The sequence below is a fragment of the Kitasatospora sp. MAA19 genome (assembly GCF_029894125.1).
GTDB lineage: Bacteria > Actinomycetota > Actinomycetes > Streptomycetales > Streptomycetaceae > Kitasatospora.
In genome coordinates, this window is sequence record NZ_JARXYZ010000037.1 from 1 (window position 1) to 17,449 (window position 17,449).

A 17,449-nucleotide genomic window follows, 5' to 3' on the forward strand; every position below is an offset into this window, starting at 1 on the left:
GTGAAGGGCCGTCGGGACGGTGACGCGGCGACCGAGCTGGTGGAGGCGGCGCTGCCGGCGGTGGTGTCGGTGACGGACCAGTCGGGTGAGGCCCGGTACCCCTCGTTCAAGGGGATCATGGCGGCGAAGAAGAAGCCGGTCCAGTCGCTGGACCTGGACGACCTGGGGATCGAGGCCGACGAGGTCGGTCTGGCGGGTGCGTGGACGGCGGTGGAGTCGGTGGCGGCGCGTCCGGCGCGTACCGCGGGCACCGTCGTCAAGGACGAGGGCGAGGGCGGCAAGCAGCTCGCCGGCTTCCTCGCCGACCAGAAGTTCATCTAGTCCCACCCGTTCGCGCATCCAACGATCGATCAGGAGCAACGAATCATGGCTGAGATCCTGGTTCTCGTGGACCACGCCGACGGTGTGGTCCGCAAGCCGGCCCTCGAACTGCTGACCCTGGCCCGCCGGATCGGTGAGCCGTCCGCGGTCGTGCTGGGCGTCGGCGCCGCCGCGGCCGACATCGCCGCGAAGGCCGCCGAGTACGGCGCGGCCAAGGTGTACGTCGCCGACGGCGCCGAGTTCACCGACCAGCTGGTCGTCCCCAAGGTGGACGCCCTCACCCAGATCGCCAAGGCCAACGACGCCGCGGCCGTCCTCCTCACCTCCTCCGGCGAGGGCAAGGAGATCGCCGCCCGCGTCGCGCTGCGCCTGGGCTCCGGCATCATCACCGACGCGATCGACCTGGAGGCCGGTGACGGTGGTCCGGTCGCCACGCAGTCGGTGTTCGCCGCGTCCTTCCAGGTGAAGTCGAAGGTCACGAAGGGCGCACCGGTCATCACCGTCAAGCCGAACGCCGTCGCCCCCGAGGCCGCGGCGGCCGTCGGTGCGGTGGAGAACGTGGCGGTGGAGTTCACCGGGAACGCGGCCAAGGTCACCTCGCGTACCCCGCGGGTCTCGACCGGTCGTCCGGAGCTGACCGAGGCCGCGATCGTGGTCTCCGGCGGCCGTGGCGTCGGCGAGGCGGCCGGCTTCGGTGTCGTCGAGGAGCTCGCGGACGCGCTGGGTGCGGCCGTCGGCGCCTCGCGTGCCGCCGTCGACGCGGGCTGGTACCCGCACAGCAACCAGGTCGGTCAGACCGGCAAGCAGGTCTCGCCGCAGCTGTACATCGCGGCGGGCATCTCGGGCGCGATCCAGCACCGGGCCGGCATGCAGACCTCGAAGACCATCGTGGCCGTCAACAAGGACCCCGAGGCCCCGATCTTCGAGCTGGTCGACTACGGCGTGGTCGGCGACCTCTTCGCCGTGCTGCCGCAGCTGACCTCCGAGGTGAAGGCCCGCAAGGGCTGATCCTCCCCGCGCGGAGCAGCGGAGGGCGTGGCACCGGGCAGCCGGTACCACGCCCTCCGACGTGTCCGGCGCCGCCAGGCGGGCGGTGGCGGTGGCGAGGCGTCGGCTGTGCGTGGGCCGGACGGGTGTGGCCCGTAGAGTCGGCGCGACAGCGTGAGACGAGGGCGAGGACGGAAGCATGGCACTGCTGACCGCACTTCAGGGCGACTACGGGGACGCGGCGGACGCGCTGCGGATCGACGGACGGGCGCTGTCCCGCGAGGAGCTGCTGGGCGCGGCGACCGCCGTCGCCGACCGAGTGGCCGGCGCCCCCGCGCTCGCGGTGCTCGCCCGGCCCACCGTCGAGACGGTCGTCGCCGTGGTCGGCGGTCTGCTGGCGGGCGTGCCCGTGGTGCCGCTGCCGCCCGACTCCGGGCCCAAGGAGCGCGAGCACATCCTGCGCGACTCGGGCGCGGCGCTGCTCGCGCATGCCGTGGGTGACGCCGGTTCAGGGGGCGTGCAGGGGCTTCCGGTCGACCCGGCGGAGCGCGCCGCGACCACGTACGCCGAGCCGGCGGCGGACGCCACCGGCTTCGTCCTCTACACCTCGGGCACCACCGGGGCGCCCAAGGGCGCGGTGATCCGGCGCGAGGCGATCGCCGCCGATCTGGAGGCGCTCGCCGCGGCCTGGCAGTGGACCGCCGAGGACACCCTCGTCCACGGCCTGCCGCTGTTCCACGTGCACGGCCTCCTGCTCGGCGTCCTCGGCGCCCTGCGCACCGGCAGCCGGCTCGTGCACACCGGGCGGCCCACCCCGGCGGGGTACGCGGCCGCGGGCGGCAGCCTGTACTTCGGCGTGCCGACCGTCTGGTCCCGGGTGGCGGCCGACCCCGAGGCGGCGCGGCGGCTGACCTCGGCCCGGCTGCTGGTCTCCGGCAGCGCGCCGCTGCCGGTACCGGTGTTCGAGAAGCTGGCGGCGCTCACCGGGCACGCCCCGATCGAGCGCTACGGGATGACCGAGTCGCTGATCACGGTCAGCACCCGGGCGGACGGCGAGCGTCGGCCGGGCAGCGTCGGCCTGCCACTGGACGGGGTGCGCACCCGGCTGGTCGGCGAGGACGGTGCGCCGGTGCCGTCCGACGGGGAGAGCGTCGGCGAACTGCAGATCGCCGGGCCGACCCTGTTCAGCGGATACCTCAACCGGCCCGACGCGGATGCCGAGGCCTGGACGGCGGACGGCTGGTTCCGCACCGGGGACGTCGCCGTGATCGGCGCGGACGGCTTCCACCGGATCGTCGGTCGCGCCTCCGTCGACCTGATCAAGAGCGGCGGCTACCGGATCGGCGCAGGCGAGGTGGAGGCCGCGCTGCGCGACCACCCCGCGGTCGCGGACGCTGCGGTGGTCGGCGCACCGGACGAGGACCTCGGGCAGGCGATCGTCGCGTACGTCGTCCCGGACGGCGCCGTGACGGGGGAACAGCTGACGGCTTTCGTGGCCGAGCGGCTCTCCGCGCACAAGCGGCCGCGCCGGGTCGTGCTGGTGCCCGAACTGCCCAGGAATGCCCTGGGAAAGGTGCTCAAGAAGCAGCTGCTGACGGAGGCCGGCGAGAAGAAGTGACGGTGCGTCTGGTGCCATGCGGGTGACGGGTTGTTCACCCTGATGCACCGTCAGCGCCGGGCGAACCCTCCTATTGGCGCACTCCGCTGCGCGCTGTGAGTGGACGCGTGCTTAACGTGACACGCAGGCAGAACTGAATCCCTGGGCGACATGCCGCGGCTTCCGGTCGCACGACCGGAGGCTGCGGCATGTCGGGCGGGGTCTGCCGATCCGTACGTGCCGATCCGTCGGGACGTACCGCGAGTCCGTAGCCGATTCCGCAGCCGTCACCGTGGCGGCAGTTCGCAGTAGTGAGGGAAGACAGCAGGATGACCACTGTCAACACCAGTGCGCCGGGTACCGCCGACGAACCGACCAGGCAGCACGCTGCCGTCACCGTCACCGTCACCGCCACCGACCAGCGGGCGGCCGCCGCCCGTCCCGTCCGTCCCTCCCGGGCCGCGCGGGTCCGGAGGGGGATCGGCATGGTGGCCGTGATCGTGGCCGGCGCGGGTGTGATCGGCCTCGGCACCAGCGTGGGCCCCGCGGCTGCCGAACCGGCACCGGCGCACGCCGGGTGGGACGGCTCGCGGTACTGGTTCAAGAACAGTCAGGGGCAGTGGCGCTGGACCACGCACTACAGCGTGTACGTGGCACGGACGGGGGGCGGATCCTCCTCCGCGACGTCCTCCACGACGAGCACGACGTCGAGCGGTGGGATCAAGCAGGGGTGGGACGGGTCGCGGTACTGGTTCAAGAACAGCAAGGGGGAGTGGCGCTGGACCACGCACTACGACGTGTACGTGGCGCGGACGGGGGACGGGTCGGCGGGGTCCTCCGCTGCCCCGTCCGGTTCGTCCTCGTCGGGGTCGTCCGCCGGCGCGGTGGCGGCGGACCGGAACGTCGAGAACGCCGTGCAGTTCGCGCTCAGCCAGCTGGGCAAGCCGTTCCGGACCGCGGGCAACGGGCCGGACGGGTACGACTGCTCGGGCCTGGTGCAGCAGGCGTTCCGGCGCGGCGGCATCAACCTGCCGCGGGTGGCCAACGACCAGTACGCGGCGACCACGCCGATCAACGCGAGCCAGCTGCGCCGGGGCGACCTGCTGTTCTGGTCCCCCAACGGCACCAAGCGGGGCATCCAGCACGTGGCGATCTACCTGGGCAACAACCAGTACGTCGAGGCGGCGCGGCCGGGGACGCTGATCCGGATCTCCAGGATCAGCAGCGGCTACTACCCGTCGTACATGGGGAGGCCTTAGGCGGGCGGTCGGGCTGGCTGTTGGGCAGGTGGCCGGGGGCGTCCGGGAGTTGTCGTCCCGGGTGTCCCCGGGCGGTGCTGCCGGGGGCGGTCGGTGGGTCGGTCCGCGGATCGCTCAGCGGGCCGGCCCGAGATCGCTCGGGCGGGGGAGCGCGCCACGGGCGCCGAGGGCGGTGACGGCGAACGCGCCGGCGGCCACGGCGGTGGCGGCCGCGTCGGGCAGGGACGTGCCGCGGGCGAGCTCGGCTGCGAGGGCGCCGCAGAAGACGTCGCCGGCGCCGGTGGTGTCGACCACCTGGACGGCGGGGGCGGGCAGCCGGGTCCGCCGTCCGTCGGCGGCGACCAGCGCGCCCTCGCCGCCGAGGGTGAGTACGGCGCCGTCGGCGCGGCGGGCGAGGGCTTGGGCGGCCTCCTCGACCGTGCGGGTGCCGGTCAGCTGGCGGGCCTCGACGGCGTTGGCGACGACCAGGGGGCGGCGTCCGGTCGGGCCGGTGTCGGGGAGCGCACCGGCGGGGGCGGCGTTGTGCACCCAGCGGGTGCCGTCGGCGGGCAGGGCGGCGGCGGTCGCGCGGATGCACTCCTCGGGGACCTCGCCGCTGGTGAGCAGCACGTCGACGGGGAGCAGGCGCAGGCGGGCGAGTGCGGCGGTGACCTCTGCGGCGGTCAGGCGGGCGTTGGCGCCGGGGACGACGACGATGCTGTTCTCGCCGGCGGGGTCGACCATGACGATCGCCTGACCGGTGGGCGCGTCGGGGTGTGTGAGTACGGCGCCCGTCTCGACCTCCGCGCTGCGCAGATCGGTGAGCGCCGCCTCGCCGTCGGCGTCGGTGCCGACCTTCGCGACCAGGTGTGTCGCGGCCCCCATCCGCGCTGCTGCCACGGCCTGGTTCGCGCCCTTGCCGCCGAAGCCCCGGGCGGCGGCGGTGGCGAGGACGGTTTCGCCGGGGGCGGGGAGTACGGGGCAGCGGAGGATGCGGTCGGTGTTGACCGAGCCGATGACGACGACGCGACCGGCGGGGAGCAGCTTCATCGTCCATCTGTACGTGCTGGGGCGTGCACGGCGCAAGCAGGCGCTGGGGAGCGTTGGGGGCGCGAGAGGGGCGCGGGGAGGAATATGCAGACCGGTCTACTGAATTATGTCGACCGGTCTATAGATTACCGGGCGGAGTTTGTCGGTTGGTCGCCGCAGCCGGGCCGGTGGGGGCGATGGTGCCGCACGGGAAGTCGGACAGGTCGAACTCCTGTGCGTGAGGCATGAGGAGTGGGTGTAGCTTTCATGTAGACCGGTCTACATATTCTCCTGGGAAGGTGGCTGGCCTGGGCACATGCCCCTGTCAAGGGGCGGGCTGGGGCGCAACGGCGGGCGCGGTGGGGAGGCATGGGGAGCGGCGTGGCGCGGGTACCACCACGGGTAGCGCTGGTTCGGCCGACGGGGGCGCCGCCCGATGCGAACGGCATCGGGGCAAGTCGAGGGCAGGGGACGTTGTGATCGTCTGGGTCAATGGCACATTCGGGGCGGGCAAGACGAGTGCCTGCCGCGAGCTGGTGGAACTGCTGCCCGGGAGCGTGCTCTTCGATCCCGAGCTGGTGGGCTTCGGTCTGCGTCGGATGCTCCCGTCCGACCGGCTGGCGACGGTGTCCGACTTCCAGGACCTGGCGGCCTGGCGCCGGCTCGTCCCCGAGACGGCGGCCGCGCTGCTCGGTGAGGTGGCGGGCCCGCTGGTGGTCCCGATGACCCTGCTCAGAGAGGACTACCGGGACGAGATCTTCGGCGACCTCGCCTCCCACGGCATAGCGGTGCACCACTTCGTCCTGGACCCAGAAGAAACGATCCTGCGTGACCGCATCGCTCGCCGCGACGAGTGCCCGGGCGATCCGGAGGCCAGCGAGCGGGTCCGCACGTGGTGCTTCGAGCACGTGGCCCGCTACCGGGCCGCCCGGCGCTGGCTGGTCGAGGACGCCCGGATGCTCGACACCAGCGAGCTCACCCCCCGCGAGACCGCCCACCGTATCGCCGAAATGGTCCGCGTCGGCGCCGCCCGCTGCCCGATCGTCCAGACCCCGGAACCGACCGGGGACACCGTGGCCTCCGCGGTCCTGTTCTTCGACGAGCAGGACCGCGTCCTCCTGGTCGATCCCGTCTACAAGCCCGACTGGGACTTTCCCGGAGGCGTGGTCGAGCGCGGCGAGGCCCCCACCGACGCGGCCCTGCGCGAGACCGCAGAGGAGTTGGGCCTGCGGCTCGACCCGTCCGGGCTGCGCCTGCTCGCCGTCGACTGGGAGCCGCGCACCGGCCCGCGCCGCGGCGGCCTGCGCCTGATGTACGACGGGGGCCAGCTGGACGCCGCCGCCCGGCAGAACCTGCTGCTCCAGGCGGAGGAACTGCGCAGTTGGCGCTTCGTCACCCTGGACGAGGCCGCCGACCTGCTGCCCCCGAGCCGCTACCTGCGCCTCGCCGCCGCCCTGGACGCCCGCCGCAGCGGCGAGTTGCGTTACCTGGAGGCGGGCCGCCGGGTCGCGCTCGGCCTGGCCAGCACGGCGGACGCCGCCTAGCCGCACCGATCGCAGAGATCGTTCTCACGCCCCCGAACCACTCCCGACCCCTGACCGCCGTGGGCGTTGGCCGGCCGGTCGGTGGGGGCGGGAGGATGGGGGCATGCCGTTCACACTGAGCCACCCCGCCGCCGTCCTCCCGCTGCTGCGTGCCGCCGGGGAACGCGGGCCGTTGGTCGCCTCGGCGCTGGTCGCCGGGTCGATGGCGCCCGACGTCCCGTTCTTCGCCGAGTCGCTGCTGCCCGGGGTGTACGGGCACGGCGGTCTGACGCACCGCTGGTGGGCCGTGCCGACGCTGGACGTGGCGATCGCGGGCGCGCTGGTGGTCGGCTGGCACGGCCTGCTGCGCGCGCCGCTGGTGGCGCTGCTGCCCGACCGGTGGGCGGGCGCCGCCGAGGCGCTGACGGTTCGGAGGCCCGCCAGTGGGGTGCTCGGTATGGGGGCGCTCCGTACGGGGGCGGCCTGGTTCGCGGCGTCGGCGGCGATCGGTGCGGCCACCCACGTCGGCTGGGACGCGTTCACCCACGAGGGCCGGCTCGGCGTCCGGCTGCTCCCGGTGCTGGACCGGCAGGTGGCCGGGACCCCGCTCTACTCCGCGCTGCAGTACGGCAGTTCGGCGCTCGCCCTGGCCGCGATGGCGGGTTGGGCGGCGCGCGCCGTACGGGCCGTCGAGCCGGTCCGCCCGGCCGTCGTCCTCGCGCCGCGGGCGCGTCGGGCCGCCGTCACGGCGCTGGGCGCGGCGACGGCGGCCGGGGTGCTGCACCGGCTGGTCCCGCTACGGCGGAACCTGATCCCGGAGTTCTGCTTCGGCGCCGGGGCCGGGCTCGCGGTGGGCGCGGTCGGCTACGCGGTGGCGGCGACCGTCGCCCGCAGGCTCCGCGGCGGGCGTCCGGGATCGGGGCCGGGGACCACCACCGGCAGCCCCCGGCCCAACGCGCGTCAGACGGAGCGCAGTTCGGCGTAGCGGCGGAGGAACAGGGCCTCGGTGAGGGCCATCCGCTCCAGCTCCTGCGGGTCGACGCTCTCGTTGACCGCGTGGATCTGGGCGGTCGGCTCCTCGACGCCGATGAGCACGATCTCGGCCTTCGGGTAGAGCGAGCGCAGGGTGCTACAGAGCGGGATCGAGCCGCCCTGGCCGGACGTGACCATCGCGGTGCCGAAGGCCTCGGCCATGGCCTCGCCCATCGCCTCGTACGCCGGGCCGGTGGTGTCGGCGCTGAACGGGGCGCCGTTGCCCTGGCGCTCGATGGTCAGCCGGGCGCCGAGCGGGACCAGCGCCTCCAGGTGGGCGACCAGCGCGTCCTGGGCAGCCGCCGGGTCGCTGCCCGGCGGGACGCGCAGGCTGACCAGGGCCTTGGCGGACGCCTGGACGGAGGAGGTGGCGCCGATCACCGGCGGGGCGTCGATGCCGAGGACCGTGACGGAGGGGCGGGCCCAGAGGCGGTCGGCGATCGTACCGGTGCCGGTCAGGGCGACGCCGTCAAGCACCTTGGCGTCGGAGCGGAACTGCTCCTCGGGGTACTGGACGCCGGTCCAGGTCTGGTCGCCGGCCAACCCGGCCACCGCGACGTCGCCGTTCTCGTCGTGCAGCGAGGCGAGCATCCGGACCAGCGACTGCAGCGCGTCCGGGGCGGCGCCGCCGAACGCGCCGGAGTGCAGGTTGCCGGCCAGGGTGGTGACCGCGACCTCGACGATCGTCATGCCGCGCAGCGAGGCGGTCACGGTGGGCAGGCCGGGGGCGAAGTTACCGGTGTCGCCGATGATGATGGCGTCGGCGGCGAGCAGCTCGGGGTGGGCCTCGGCGTAGCGCTCCAGGCCGCCGGTGCCCTGCTCCTCCGAGCCCTCGACGATGATCTTCAGGCTGACCGGGTAGGCGTCGCCGTACGCCTGGCGCAGCGCCCGCAGGGCGGTCAGGTGCATCAGGATGTTGCCCTTGCAGTCGGCGGCGCCGCGCCCGTACCAGCGGCCGTCGCGCTCGGTCAGTTCGAAGGCGGGGCTGAGCCAGGCGTCCTCGTCGAGCGGGGGCTGGACGTCGTAGTGCGAGTAGAGCAGGACGGTCGGCGCGCCCTGGGGGCCGGGCAGTTCGGCGTAGACGGACTGGGTGCCGTCCGGGGTGTCCAGCAGCCGGACGTTGGTCAGGCCCTCGGCGGCGAAGGCGTCGGCGACCCAGCGGGCGGCCTTCTCGCACTCCTCGACCGGGAACTGGCGCGGGTCGGCGACCGAGGGGAAGGCGACCAGTTCGGCGAGGTCGGTGCGGGCACGGTCCATCAGGGACCGGACGGCGTCGGCCAGGGGCTGTGACATCGGGGCTCCGGGGGACGGGTCCGCCCGAGGGGTGGTGCGGGCGGAGGGGGTCGGTTGGGGTACCGCCGATCATAGGCGGAGTCGAACACGGCGGTCCGGCGGTTCGGCCCGGTGGTTCGGTCTGGCGTTCGGGGGCGGTGCGGCGACCGGCGGGACCGGCGGACGCATAGGATTGCTCGACGTGACTGACTCCGGAAGCTCCGATTCCCGCAGCCCACTCGACACCGAGGCCTCGCCGCTCGACGCCGAGGTGCCCGGACGGCCGTCAGGCCGGTCGTCGGGTCAGGCGTCAGGTCTGCCGTCAGGCGAGGCGGCCGAGGCGGCCGAGGCGGTGCCCCAGGTGGTGTCCGAGACCGCGGCCGAGGCTGAGACCGCGCCCGAGGACGAGACCGGGCTTGCGGCGGTGCCCGAGGCCGCGCCGCAGACCGACCGGGTGGCGTCCGACCCGCACGACGGTGTCTGGGACGTCGTGGTGGTCGGCGCCGGACCGGCCGGGGCCTCGGCCGCGCACGCCGCAGCCGTCCAGGGCCGCCGGGTGCTGCTCCTCGACAAGGCCGAGCACCCCCGCTACAAGACCTGCGGCGGAGGCATCATCGGCCCGTCCCGGGACAGCCTGCCGCCCGACTTCCGGCTGCCGCTGCAGGACCGCGTGCACGTCGTCACCTTCGCGTACGACGGGCGGTTCACCCGGACGCGTCGTTCCCGGCAGATGCTGTTCGGCCTGGTCAACCGGGACGAGTTCGACCTGCGCCTGGTCCAGGCGGCCAAGCAGGCCGGGGCGGTGCTGGTCACGGGAGTGACCGTCACCGGCGTCGAGCAGCGCGGCGGCGAGCACCGGACGGCGCTGGTGACGGCCACCGACGGGCGCACCTTCGAGGCGCGCGCGGTGGTCGGCGCGGACGGCAGCGCGAGCCGGATCGCCCGGCACGTCGGCGTCACCTTCGACCAGATCGACCTCGGCCTGGAGGCGGAGATCCCGGTGCCGCCGCAGGTCGCCGCGGACTGGTCCGGCCGGATCCACCTCGACTGGGGCCCGCTGCCCGGCAGTTACGGCTGGGTGTTCCCGAAGACCGAGTCGAGCAGCCTGACCGTCGGCGTCATCTCGGCACGCGGCGACGGGGAGCGGACCAAGCAGTATCTCGCCGACTACATCCGGCGGTTGGGCCTGTCCGGCTTCACCCCGAGCGTGGAGTCCGGGCACCTGACCCGTTGCCGGGCCGAGGACTCGCCGCTCTCCCGCGGCCGGGTCCTGGTCGCCGGGGACGCGGCCGGACTGCTGGAGCCGTGGACCCGTGAGGGCATCTCGTACGCGCTGCGCTCGGGCCGGCTGGCCGGCGAGTGGGCGGTGAAGGTCGCGGAGGCGGGCAAGGCGGCGGACGTGCGGCGCGAGGCGCTGAACTACGCGTTCGCCATCAAGGCCGGGCTGGGCGTGGAGATGCGCGCCGGCAAGCAGCTGCTGGGGGCCTTCGAGCGGCGCCCGTACCTGTTCCACGCGGCGGTCTGCCTGGCGCCGCCGGCCTGGCGGGCCTTCGCCCGAACCACCCAGGGGCACACCACCTTTGCCCAGGTGCTGCGGCAGTACCGCGCGGCCCGGAAGCTGGCGGCGATGGCGTCCCGCTGAGGGGGGGCCGTCCTGCGCGGGCGTTTCGCTGAGGGATGGCCTGTCCGGCGCGGGCGTTCCGCTGAGGGATGGCCTGCCCGGCGCGGGCGTTCCGCTGAGGGATGGCCTGCCCGGCGCGGGCGTCTCCGTCGTGCGGAGGCCGATGCGGGACGACGAGGGACGCAGGGACGACGTGGGCCGGCGCTCCGCTGCTCTGGAGCGCCGGCCGTCTCGCGTCACCGGTCCAACAGGCCGGTCTTCCCGGCTACTTGAGGCCGGAATCGAGGGCGTTGATGAGCGTGCCGGACGGGGTGTCGCCGGACATCTCCCAGATCATGCCGCCGAGCAGGTTCTTCGACTTGAGGTAGGCCGTCTTCTGAGCGATCGACCAGGTGTCGTCGAAGGTCCACCACTGGCCACCGGCTCCCGTGTAGCCGTACGTCGCAATGGACTTGGGGTCGTGGTAGACGGTGAGGTCGGGGACGCCGGTGATGAGGTTGTTGTAGCCGCGGGTACCGGCCTCCTCGGCGAACTGGCCGGGGGCGGCGCCGTTCGCGGACTGCCACACGCCGGAGGCGCCGCCGTCCGCCACGCCCTGCCAACCGCGCCCGTAGAACGGGAAGCCGATGGTGAGCTTGCGCGGGTTGACCCCGGCGCCGAGGTAGGCCTGGACCGCCGCGTCCACGCTGAAGTGGACGTTGTACGGGTCGTTCGGGTCGCTGTAGAGGTTGGCCTGCGGGCCGGTGCGGTTGGGCTCCCAGGAGTTGTCGCTGCCGGAACCGTGGAAGTCGTAGCCCTGGACGTTGGCGATGTCCAGCGAGCTGAAGATCTTCGTGAGGTCCCAGCCCGCGGCGACCTTCGCCGGGTCGGCCGGGGTGAAGGCGGTGAGCAACTTGTGCGAGCCGCCCAACGCGTCGAGCTGCTTGCGGAATTCGGCCAGCAGCAGGGTCAGGTTGCCCTTGTCGTCGGCGCTCCAGTGGTTGCCGGCGTGGCCGTCGGCGGAGCCGGGCCACTCCCAGTCGAGGTCGATGCCGTCGAAGATTCCGGCCGCCACGCCGTCGCCGCCGGCACCGTTGTAGACCGGCAGATTGCCCTTGATCCAGGTCTCCACGCAGGACTTGACGAACTTCTGGCGGGAGGCGTCGGTGGCGGCGACGTCCGAGAAGTACTTGGAGTACGTCCAGCCACCGAGCGAGACGACCACCTTCAGGTTCGGGTACTTGGCCTTGAGCTTCTTCAACTGGTTGAGGTTTCCGCGGAGTTTGCCCCAGCCGTCGTCGGCCACGCCGTCCACCGACTGGTCGGCGCTCATCGGGCGGGCGTAGTCGGCGTCGGCGTCACCGGCGCCGGTGCCCTGGTCCGGGTCCTGCGGGTTGGCGGTGGTGCCCTTGGTGACGCCCGCCAGGCAGGTCAGATTGACCGGATCGATGTTCTCGAAGGCGTAGTTGACGACGTCGAGCTTGGCCGCGCTGCCCGAGGTGTCGAGGTTCTTGACGAAGTACTGGCGGCCGTAGATGCCCCACTGGACGAAGTAGCCGACCCGGGCGTACTTTCCGGCGCCGACCAGGTCCGAAGTGGTGGCGGTGAGCGGCGAGGAGGCGGGCGAGGCGTTGTCGGCGGGGTCGCGGGCCTTCACGGTGAACGTGTAGGTGGTGGAGGGCGACAGGCTGCCGACGGTCGCGGTGAGGGTGCCGCCACCGACCGTCGTCACCAGCGTGCCGCCCTGGTAGACGTCGTACGCGGCGACCCGGACGTTGTCGGTCGCGGCATTCCAGGCGAGCGTGACGTCCGACGAACTGACTGCTGTGGAGCGGAGGTTGGTCGGCGCGGTGGGCGGGGTGGTGTCCGTCGACGGGTCGAAGGTGGCGGCGGTGACGGGTGCGCTGAGCGGCCCGGTGTTGCCTCGGCTGTCCTTGGCCCGAACGGTCAGGGTGTACGTCGTGGCCGGGGTGAGCCCGGTGACCAGGGTGCCGGCGGTGGTGCTGGAGGCGACCACGGTGCTGCCGTTCAGCACGTCGTAGGAGGCGACCGGGAAGTCGCCGCCGGTGGCGGCCGGCCAGGTGAGGGTGAGCGTGTGCGCGGTGGACTCGGTGACCACCGGGGTGCCCGGCGCCGATGGCGGGACGTCGGCGGTGCCGTCGCACTTGTCGCCGTTGATGTGGCAGTTGGTCGGCGTGGAGACCGGGCCGTTGCCGACGAACCAGAAGCTGTACGGCTCGGTGGTGCTGTGGGCGTTGACGGTGGCGTTGTAGAAGGCGTTGGTGGCGGTGACGTGCCGGCCGTTGACGGTGGCGGTGCCGTTGTAGCTGTTGCCGATGGTGACGCCGGCCGGCAGGTCGAACTCCAGGGTCCAGCCGGTCACGGCGGTGGCGCTGTCGTTGTGGACGATGTAGGTGCCCTGCCACCAGGAGCCGTTGTTGGCGGTGGTGAAGGTGGCGGTGAGCTTTCCGGTGGCGTTCGCCGGGGCTGCCAGCGCGGTGAGCGCGGCGAGGGGCAGGAGCAGGACGGGGAGCAGTGCCAGCAGTCTGCTGCGCACGCGTGGGCGTCTGGCCCGGGATCGAGCGGACATGGTTCTCCCTGTGACTGTGGGGGTTGAACAGGGCGACGTAGAACCGCGGGGCTTGGTGCGTGTGCGATGGGTGCCCGTGTTGTGGGGAGACGGGGCATGGGCACTGTAGGAGGACTGGACCAATGCGTCAACAGGTCTGTACCACTGGGGAGTTGGGGGGGTAGGTCGGGGGTGGAGGCCCGGGTGGCGACTGGGGGTGGCGGCCGACGGGTGACAGATGACAACTTTCAGATTTCAGATAACAGAAGTTGAAATCTGTTATCTGTTATCTGTTCGCCCCCGCCAGCTCGTCCCCGAGCGGGCTGCGCAGGTACAGCACCGAGCGGCCGTGTCGGGCCCGGGTGACCAGGCCGGTGGCGGCGAGGACGGACAGGTGCTGGCTGACCGCGCCCGGGGTGACGCCCAGTCGGTAGGCGAGGTCGGTGGTGGAGGCGGGTTCGGCGAGCAGGGTCAGCAGCCGGGCCTTCGGTCCGCCGACCAGTGCCGCCAGGGCCTGCGGCGGCACCGGCGTACCCGCGCCGGCCATGCCCGCCTGGCCGCGGGCCGGGTAACTGATCTGCGGCGCCCGGTCGTTGCTGATCATGGTGATCGCGCCGCGGGCGAAGAAGGTCGGGATGAGCACGAGGCCGCGTCCGTCCACGGCGGTCTCGGCGTCCCAGTCCGTCCATCGCCGGTTGATCGACAGGACGCCGTCCTCCCAGCGCAGTCGGTGGTCCAGGTCGGCGAAGAGGGCCGCCGCGCCGTGCTGGGAGAGCAACCGGGCCCGGTAGACCAGGTCGGCGTCCAGGACCGCACGGGCCTGCGGCCACCAGGAGGGCGCGAGGCAGACCTCCCAGTACTCCTCCAGCGCGTCGGCGATCCGCTGCAGCAGTCGCGCCGGGTCCGCCAGCCCTGCGGCGAGCGCGGCGGGCATCGGCCGACCGTGCGGCAGGAAGGTCTGCTCCAGTTCGGGGCGCAGCTGCTCCGGCGGCAGCGCGCGGACGGTGGCCAGCTCGGTGCGGAAGTCGGCGGCCGGGGTGGCCGGGCGGGGTGTCAGGAAGTCGGGGATCCAGCGGTTTCCGGCGATGAGCGACAGCAACAGCGTGGAGTCCAGCCGCTCGAAGGCGGGCCGGAGCCGTTCGAAGGCCGGAGTCTGGAGCGAGTAGACGCCCGGGTGGGTCCACATGCGCAGGCTGAGCGAGGCCTCCTGGATCGGGGAGACGGCGAACCAGGTGGTGGCGAGGTCGGCCAGGCCGAGCGTGAAGCGGTGCACGGGGTGCTCTCCTGCCGCGCCGTACGTGGACGCGGGCACGGTGGGGGCGGATGGATTTAGCCAGAGCCTAAAGGAGTACCTGGCCCGGGCCGGCAGGCGGTGTGATCGGGGCATGACCACCACCTCACCGGCGGAGACCTCCGCATCTGACCCCGCCATGCCCGGAAGCACCGGAAGCACCGGAAGCACCGGAAGCGTCGGAGCCACCGGAGCCACCGGAAGCGCCACAAGCGCCGGAGCCGGTGGGCCGTTCGGGGCCGTGCGACGACGGTTGCACCCCGACCCGATGGTCCGGCGGCTGGCCGGGATCACCCTGGTCAACACCGTGGGCAACGGCCTGTCCCTGTCCGTCGCGGTGCTGTTCTTCACCCGGGTGCTCGGCCTGAGCGCCGCCCAGCTGGGCCTCGGGATGACCGCCGCAGGCCTGTGCGGGGTCGCCGCCAGCGTGCCGGCCGGGCGGGCCGCCGACCGCTGGGGAGCCCGCCGGGTGCTGGTGGTGCTGGTCGCGGCGGAGGCGGTCGGCACCGCCGGGTACACGTTGGTGCACAGCTATCCGGCCTTCGTGGTGCTGGCCTGCGGGGTCTCCGCCGTCGACCGCGGGTCGGCCGCGGTGCGGAACGCCCTCTACGCCGAGGTGCTGCCGCCCGACCGCCGAGTGGCGGGCCGCGCTTATCTGCGGGTGGTGACCAACGTCGGCATCTGCGTCGGGACGGCCGTCGGCGCGATCGCGCTCCAGATGGACACCCGGCCCGTCTATCTGACGGCGATTCTGGCCGACGCCGTCTCCTTCACGGTTGTCGCCGTGCTGTTCCACCGCCTCCCCGACCTCGGGCACCCGGGGCCGGTGGCGCCGTCCGTGGACCCGGCGACGGAGAGCGTCCGGCCGGGGAAGCGGCGCAACCCGGCGCTGCGGGACGGCCCGTTCCTGGTGGTGACGGTGCTGAACGCGGTCCTCGGGCTGCAGTTCGCCGTCCTGGAGGTCGGCGTGCCGCTGTGGATCGTCCAGGACACCGACGCGCCCCGGATCACCGTCGCGGGCACCCTGATCGTCAACACCCTGCTGGTGATCGCCCTTCAGGTGCGGGCCACCCGGGGGACCGAGGACCGGGCGACGGCCGCCCGGCTCTGCGGCCGGGCGGGTCTGCTGCTCGCCGCCTCGTGCCTGGTCATCGCCCTCGCGCACGGCCTGCCCGCGATCGTCGCGGCCGTGGTGGTGCTCGGCGGGGTCGCGCTGCAGTCGCTGGCCGAGGTGCTCGGCCAGGCGGGCGGCTGGGCGCTCAGCTACGACCTCGCGGGGGAGCACGACCACGGCGCCTACCAGGGCGTGTACAACGCGGGTTCGGCGGCGGCGCTGATGGCCGGTCCGGCGCTGGTCAGCACCGCCGTGATCGGGTTCGGCCTGGTGGGCTGGGCGGTGCTGGGGGCGGTACTGGCGGCGGCGGGTCTGGCGATGGGCCCCGCCGTCCGGTGGGCCGGGCGGCGGGGCGGGGACGCCGAGGGGAGGTGAGGCGGCTACTCCTGGACGATCGCGAGGGCCTCGATCTCGATCAGCACCTCGGGCAGGAAGAGCGCCGCGACCTGCACCGCCGAACTGGCCGGCGGGCAGGCGGTGTTCACGTGCTCGTCGCGGGCCTCGCGGATGGCCGGGAGGTAGCCGATGTCGGTCACGAAGATGGTGAACTTCACGACGTCGGAGAAGTCGGCCCCGGCGGCGGCCAGGCAGCGGCGCAGGTTCTCGAAGACCTGGCGCGCCTGTGCCTTCGGGTCGCCCACGCCGACCAGGTTCCGGTGCTCGTCGAAGGCGACCTGACCGGAGACCTGGACCAGCCGACCGGTGCCGGTGACGACCTGGGTGTAGCCGGTACCGGGGGCGACTCCGGGCGGCTCGGTGAGGTGGGTGAGGTGCGTGGTGGTCATGGCGCTCATCGTGGCCCAGCCCGAGTACGCGGCGCACCCCCGTTTCGCGGTCGGCGTCACGCCGGTGCCGGATGCACCGGTGCCGGATACGCCGACGCCGGATGCGCCGACGCCGGATCCGGCGGGGGTGGCTCTGGTCGAGGGGCGGGTGGGCGTGCCAGAGTCGTCCGGGCGTCGTCCGGCCACCCCGGGCGGCGCGGCAGTCCGACCCACCCTCAGCCGGAAGGCAGGCCCCGCCGATGACCAGCGCAGAGCCCCTCGTCCGCGTCACCACCGCCGACGCCGTCACCACGATCACCCTCGACTCGCCGCACAACCGCAACGCGCTCTCCACCCGCCTGATGGCCGAACTGCACGCCGGCCTGGCGGTCGCCGCGGCCGACCCGGAGGTCCGGGCCGTGGTGCTCGGGCACACCGGCAAGGTGTTCTGCGCGGGCGCGGACCTGTCCGAGGCGACCGGTGCGGACCCGACGGTCGGTCCGCGCGGCCTGGTCGAGCTGCAGCGGGCGATCGTGGACTGCACCAAGCCGGTGATCGCGGTGATCGACGGGCACGTCCGGGCCGGCGGCCTCGGCCTGGTCGGCGCGGTGGACCTCGCCCTGGCCGGGCCGGCCGCCACCTTCGCGTTCACCGAGGTCCGGCTCGGCCTCGCGCCCGCCGTGATCTCGCTGCCGCTGCGCCCCAAGCTGGAGCCGCGCGCCGCCTCCCGCTACTACCTCACCGGCGAGGTCTTCGACGCCGCCGAGGCCGCCCGGATCGGTCTGATCACCCGCGCCACCGAGTCCGCCGAGGACACCGGGGTCGCGCTGAAGGGCCTGCTGGACGCGCTGCGCCAGGGCTCCCCGCAGGGGCTGGCGGAGTCGAAGCGGCTGGCCAACGCCGAGGTGGTGCGGTCCTTCGAGCGGGACGCGGACGAGTTGGTGGAGCTGTCGGCGCGGCTGTTCGGGTCGGCGGAGGCGCAGGAGGGGATGCGGGCGTTCCTGGAGAAGCGGCCCGCGCGCTGGGTGCGCTGACCCCCAGCTGCCCCGGCCCCGCCCCCGGCCCCGCCTGGCCCCGCCGCCCGCCCCGCCTGGCCTCCGCCGCGCGCCCCG

The 17,449-nt window shown here is 73.5% G+C and carries 13 protein-coding genes and 1 pseudogene; 9 read left to right on the forward strand and 5 right to left on the reverse strand.

The genetic code is table 11. The annotated features are described in order from the left end of the window. From P3T27_RS34520 to P3T27_RS34535, 4 genes and pseudogenes are all read left to right on the forward strand, one after another. Nucleotides 1-321: pseudogene (locus P3T27_RS34520) on the forward strand (electron transfer flavoprotein subunit beta); the annotation flags it as partial. 45 nt (nucleotides 322-366) lie between these two features. Then, nucleotides 367-1,329 carry an electron transfer flavoprotein subunit alpha/FixB family protein gene (locus P3T27_RS34525; protein WP_280685238.1) on the forward strand — a complete coding sequence of 321 codons (963 nt, stop codon included), beginning with the start codon at nucleotides 367-369 and terminating at the stop codon, nucleotides 1,327-1,329. A 178-nt stretch (nucleotides 1,330-1,507) separates the two neighbouring features. Then, nucleotides 1,508-2,926: an acyl-CoA synthetase gene (locus tag P3T27_RS34530; RefSeq protein ID WP_280685239.1), complete on the forward strand. Its 1,419-nt coding sequence runs from the start codon at nucleotides 1,508-1,510 to the stop codon at nucleotides 2,924-2,926. 308 nt (nucleotides 2,927-3,234) lie between these two features. Further along, nucleotides 3,235-4,164: a C40 family peptidase gene (locus tag P3T27_RS34535; protein ID WP_280685240.1), complete on the forward strand. Its 930-nt coding sequence runs from the start codon at nucleotides 3,235-3,237 to the stop codon at nucleotides 4,162-4,164. Nucleotides 4,165-4,278: 114 nt separating this feature from the next. Here the strand turns inward: P3T27_RS34535 and P3T27_RS34540 are convergent, their stop codons facing one another. After that, entirely contained in the window at nucleotides 4,279-5,193 is a 915-nt protein-coding gene (locus P3T27_RS34540; protein ID WP_280685242.1) for a ribokinase, read from the reverse strand. Nucleotides 5,194-5,648: 455 nt separating this feature from the next. Between P3T27_RS34540 and P3T27_RS34545 the strand changes: the two genes are divergently transcribed. Further along, entirely contained in the window at nucleotides 5,649-6,716 is a 1,068-nt protein-coding gene (locus P3T27_RS34545; RefSeq protein WP_280685243.1) for an NUDIX hydrolase, read from the forward strand. Nucleotides 6,717-6,819: 103 nt separating this feature from the next. Continuing rightward, a complete protein-coding gene (locus P3T27_RS34550; RefSeq protein ID WP_280685244.1) occupies nucleotides 6,820-7,680 on the forward strand; it encodes a DUF4184 family protein in 861 nt (286 codons plus the stop codon). Here P3T27_RS34550 and P3T27_RS34555 read toward each other — a convergent pair. Next, nucleotides 7,656-9,020, reverse strand: coding sequence for a dipeptidase (locus tag P3T27_RS34555; RefSeq protein ID WP_280685245.1), 1,365 nt, complete (start codon nucleotides 9,018-9,020; stop codon nucleotides 7,656-7,658). The genes P3T27_RS34550 and P3T27_RS34555 overlap by 25 nt on opposite strands. A gap of 403 nt (nucleotides 9,021-9,423) precedes the next feature. Here P3T27_RS34555 and P3T27_RS34560 point away from each other — a divergent pair, with 403 nt between their 5' ends. Continuing rightward, nucleotides 9,424-10,641: a geranylgeranyl reductase family protein gene (locus tag P3T27_RS34560; RefSeq protein WP_280685298.1), complete on the forward strand. Its 1,218-nt coding sequence runs from the start codon at nucleotides 9,424-9,426 to the stop codon at nucleotides 10,639-10,641. A 244-nt stretch (nucleotides 10,642-10,885) separates the two neighbouring features. Here the strand turns inward: P3T27_RS34560 and P3T27_RS34565 are convergent, their stop codons facing one another. Together P3T27_RS34565 and P3T27_RS34570 are read right to left on the reverse strand one after the other, a co-directional pair. Further along, nucleotides 10,886-13,189, reverse strand: a complete 2,304-nt coding sequence (locus P3T27_RS34565) for a glycosyl hydrolase family 18 protein (RefSeq protein ID WP_280685246.1) — start codon at nucleotides 13,187-13,189, stop codon at nucleotides 10,886-10,888. A gap of 265 nt (nucleotides 13,190-13,454) precedes the next feature. Then, nucleotides 13,455-14,441 carry a helix-turn-helix domain-containing protein gene (locus P3T27_RS34570; RefSeq protein ID WP_280685247.1) on the reverse strand — a complete coding sequence of 329 codons (987 nt, stop codon included), beginning with the start codon at nucleotides 14,439-14,441 and terminating at the stop codon, nucleotides 13,455-13,457. 259 nt (nucleotides 14,442-14,700) lie between these two features. Here P3T27_RS34570 and P3T27_RS34575 point away from each other — a divergent pair, with 259 nt between their 5' ends. Next, nucleotides 14,701-15,948, forward strand: a complete 1,248-nt coding sequence (locus P3T27_RS34575; RefSeq protein ID WP_280685249.1) for an MFS transporter — start codon at nucleotides 14,701-14,703, stop codon at nucleotides 15,946-15,948. 5 nt (nucleotides 15,949-15,953) lie between these two features. On the opposite strand, the gene P3T27_RS34580 is transcribed toward P3T27_RS34575, so the two are convergent. Then, nucleotides 15,954-16,367 carry a RidA family protein gene (locus tag P3T27_RS34580; protein WP_280685250.1) on the reverse strand — a complete coding sequence of 138 codons (414 nt, stop codon included), beginning with the start codon at nucleotides 16,365-16,367 and terminating at the stop codon, nucleotides 15,954-15,956. A gap of 230 nt (nucleotides 16,368-16,597) precedes the next feature. Between P3T27_RS34580 and P3T27_RS34585 the strand changes: the two genes are divergently transcribed. Then, nucleotides 16,598-17,371, forward strand: a complete 774-nt coding sequence (locus P3T27_RS34585) for an enoyl-CoA hydratase family protein (RefSeq protein WP_280685251.1) — start codon at nucleotides 16,598-16,600, stop codon at nucleotides 17,369-17,371. Nucleotides 17,372-17,449: the final 78 nt, after the last annotated feature.

Coding starts and splice junctions, on each gene's coding strand:
- P3T27_RS34540 (WP_280685242.1), bottom strand. CDS start 5,193: ATGAAGCTGCTCCCCGCCGGTCGCGTCGTCGTCATCGGCTCGGTCAAC.
- P3T27_RS34555 (WP_280685245.1), bottom strand. CDS start 9,020: ATGTCACAGCCCCTGGCCGACGCCGTCCGGTCCCTGATGGACCGTGCC.
- P3T27_RS34565 (WP_280685246.1), bottom strand. CDS start 13,189: ATGTCCGCTCGATCCCGGGCCAGACGCCCACGCGTGCGCAGCAGACTG.
- P3T27_RS34580 (WP_280685250.1), bottom strand. CDS start 16,367: ATGAGCGCCATGACCACCACGCACCTCACCCACCTCACCGAGCCGCCC.
- P3T27_RS34525 (WP_280685238.1), top strand. CDS start 367: ATGGCTGAGATCCTGGTTCTCGTGGACCACGCCGACGGTGTGGTCCGC.
- P3T27_RS34585 (WP_280685251.1), top strand. CDS start 16,598: ATGACCAGCGCAGAGCCCCTCGTCCGCGTCACCACCGCCGACGCCGTC.
- P3T27_RS34535 (WP_280685240.1), top strand. CDS start 3,235: ATGACCACTGTCAACACCAGTGCGCCGGGTACCGCCGACGAACCGACC.
- P3T27_RS34530 (WP_280685239.1), top strand. CDS start 1,508: ATGGCACTGCTGACCGCACTTCAGGGCGACTACGGGGACGCGGCGGAC.
- P3T27_RS34550 (WP_280685244.1), top strand. CDS start 6,820: ATGCCGTTCACACTGAGCCACCCCGCCGCCGTCCTCCCGCTGCTGCGT.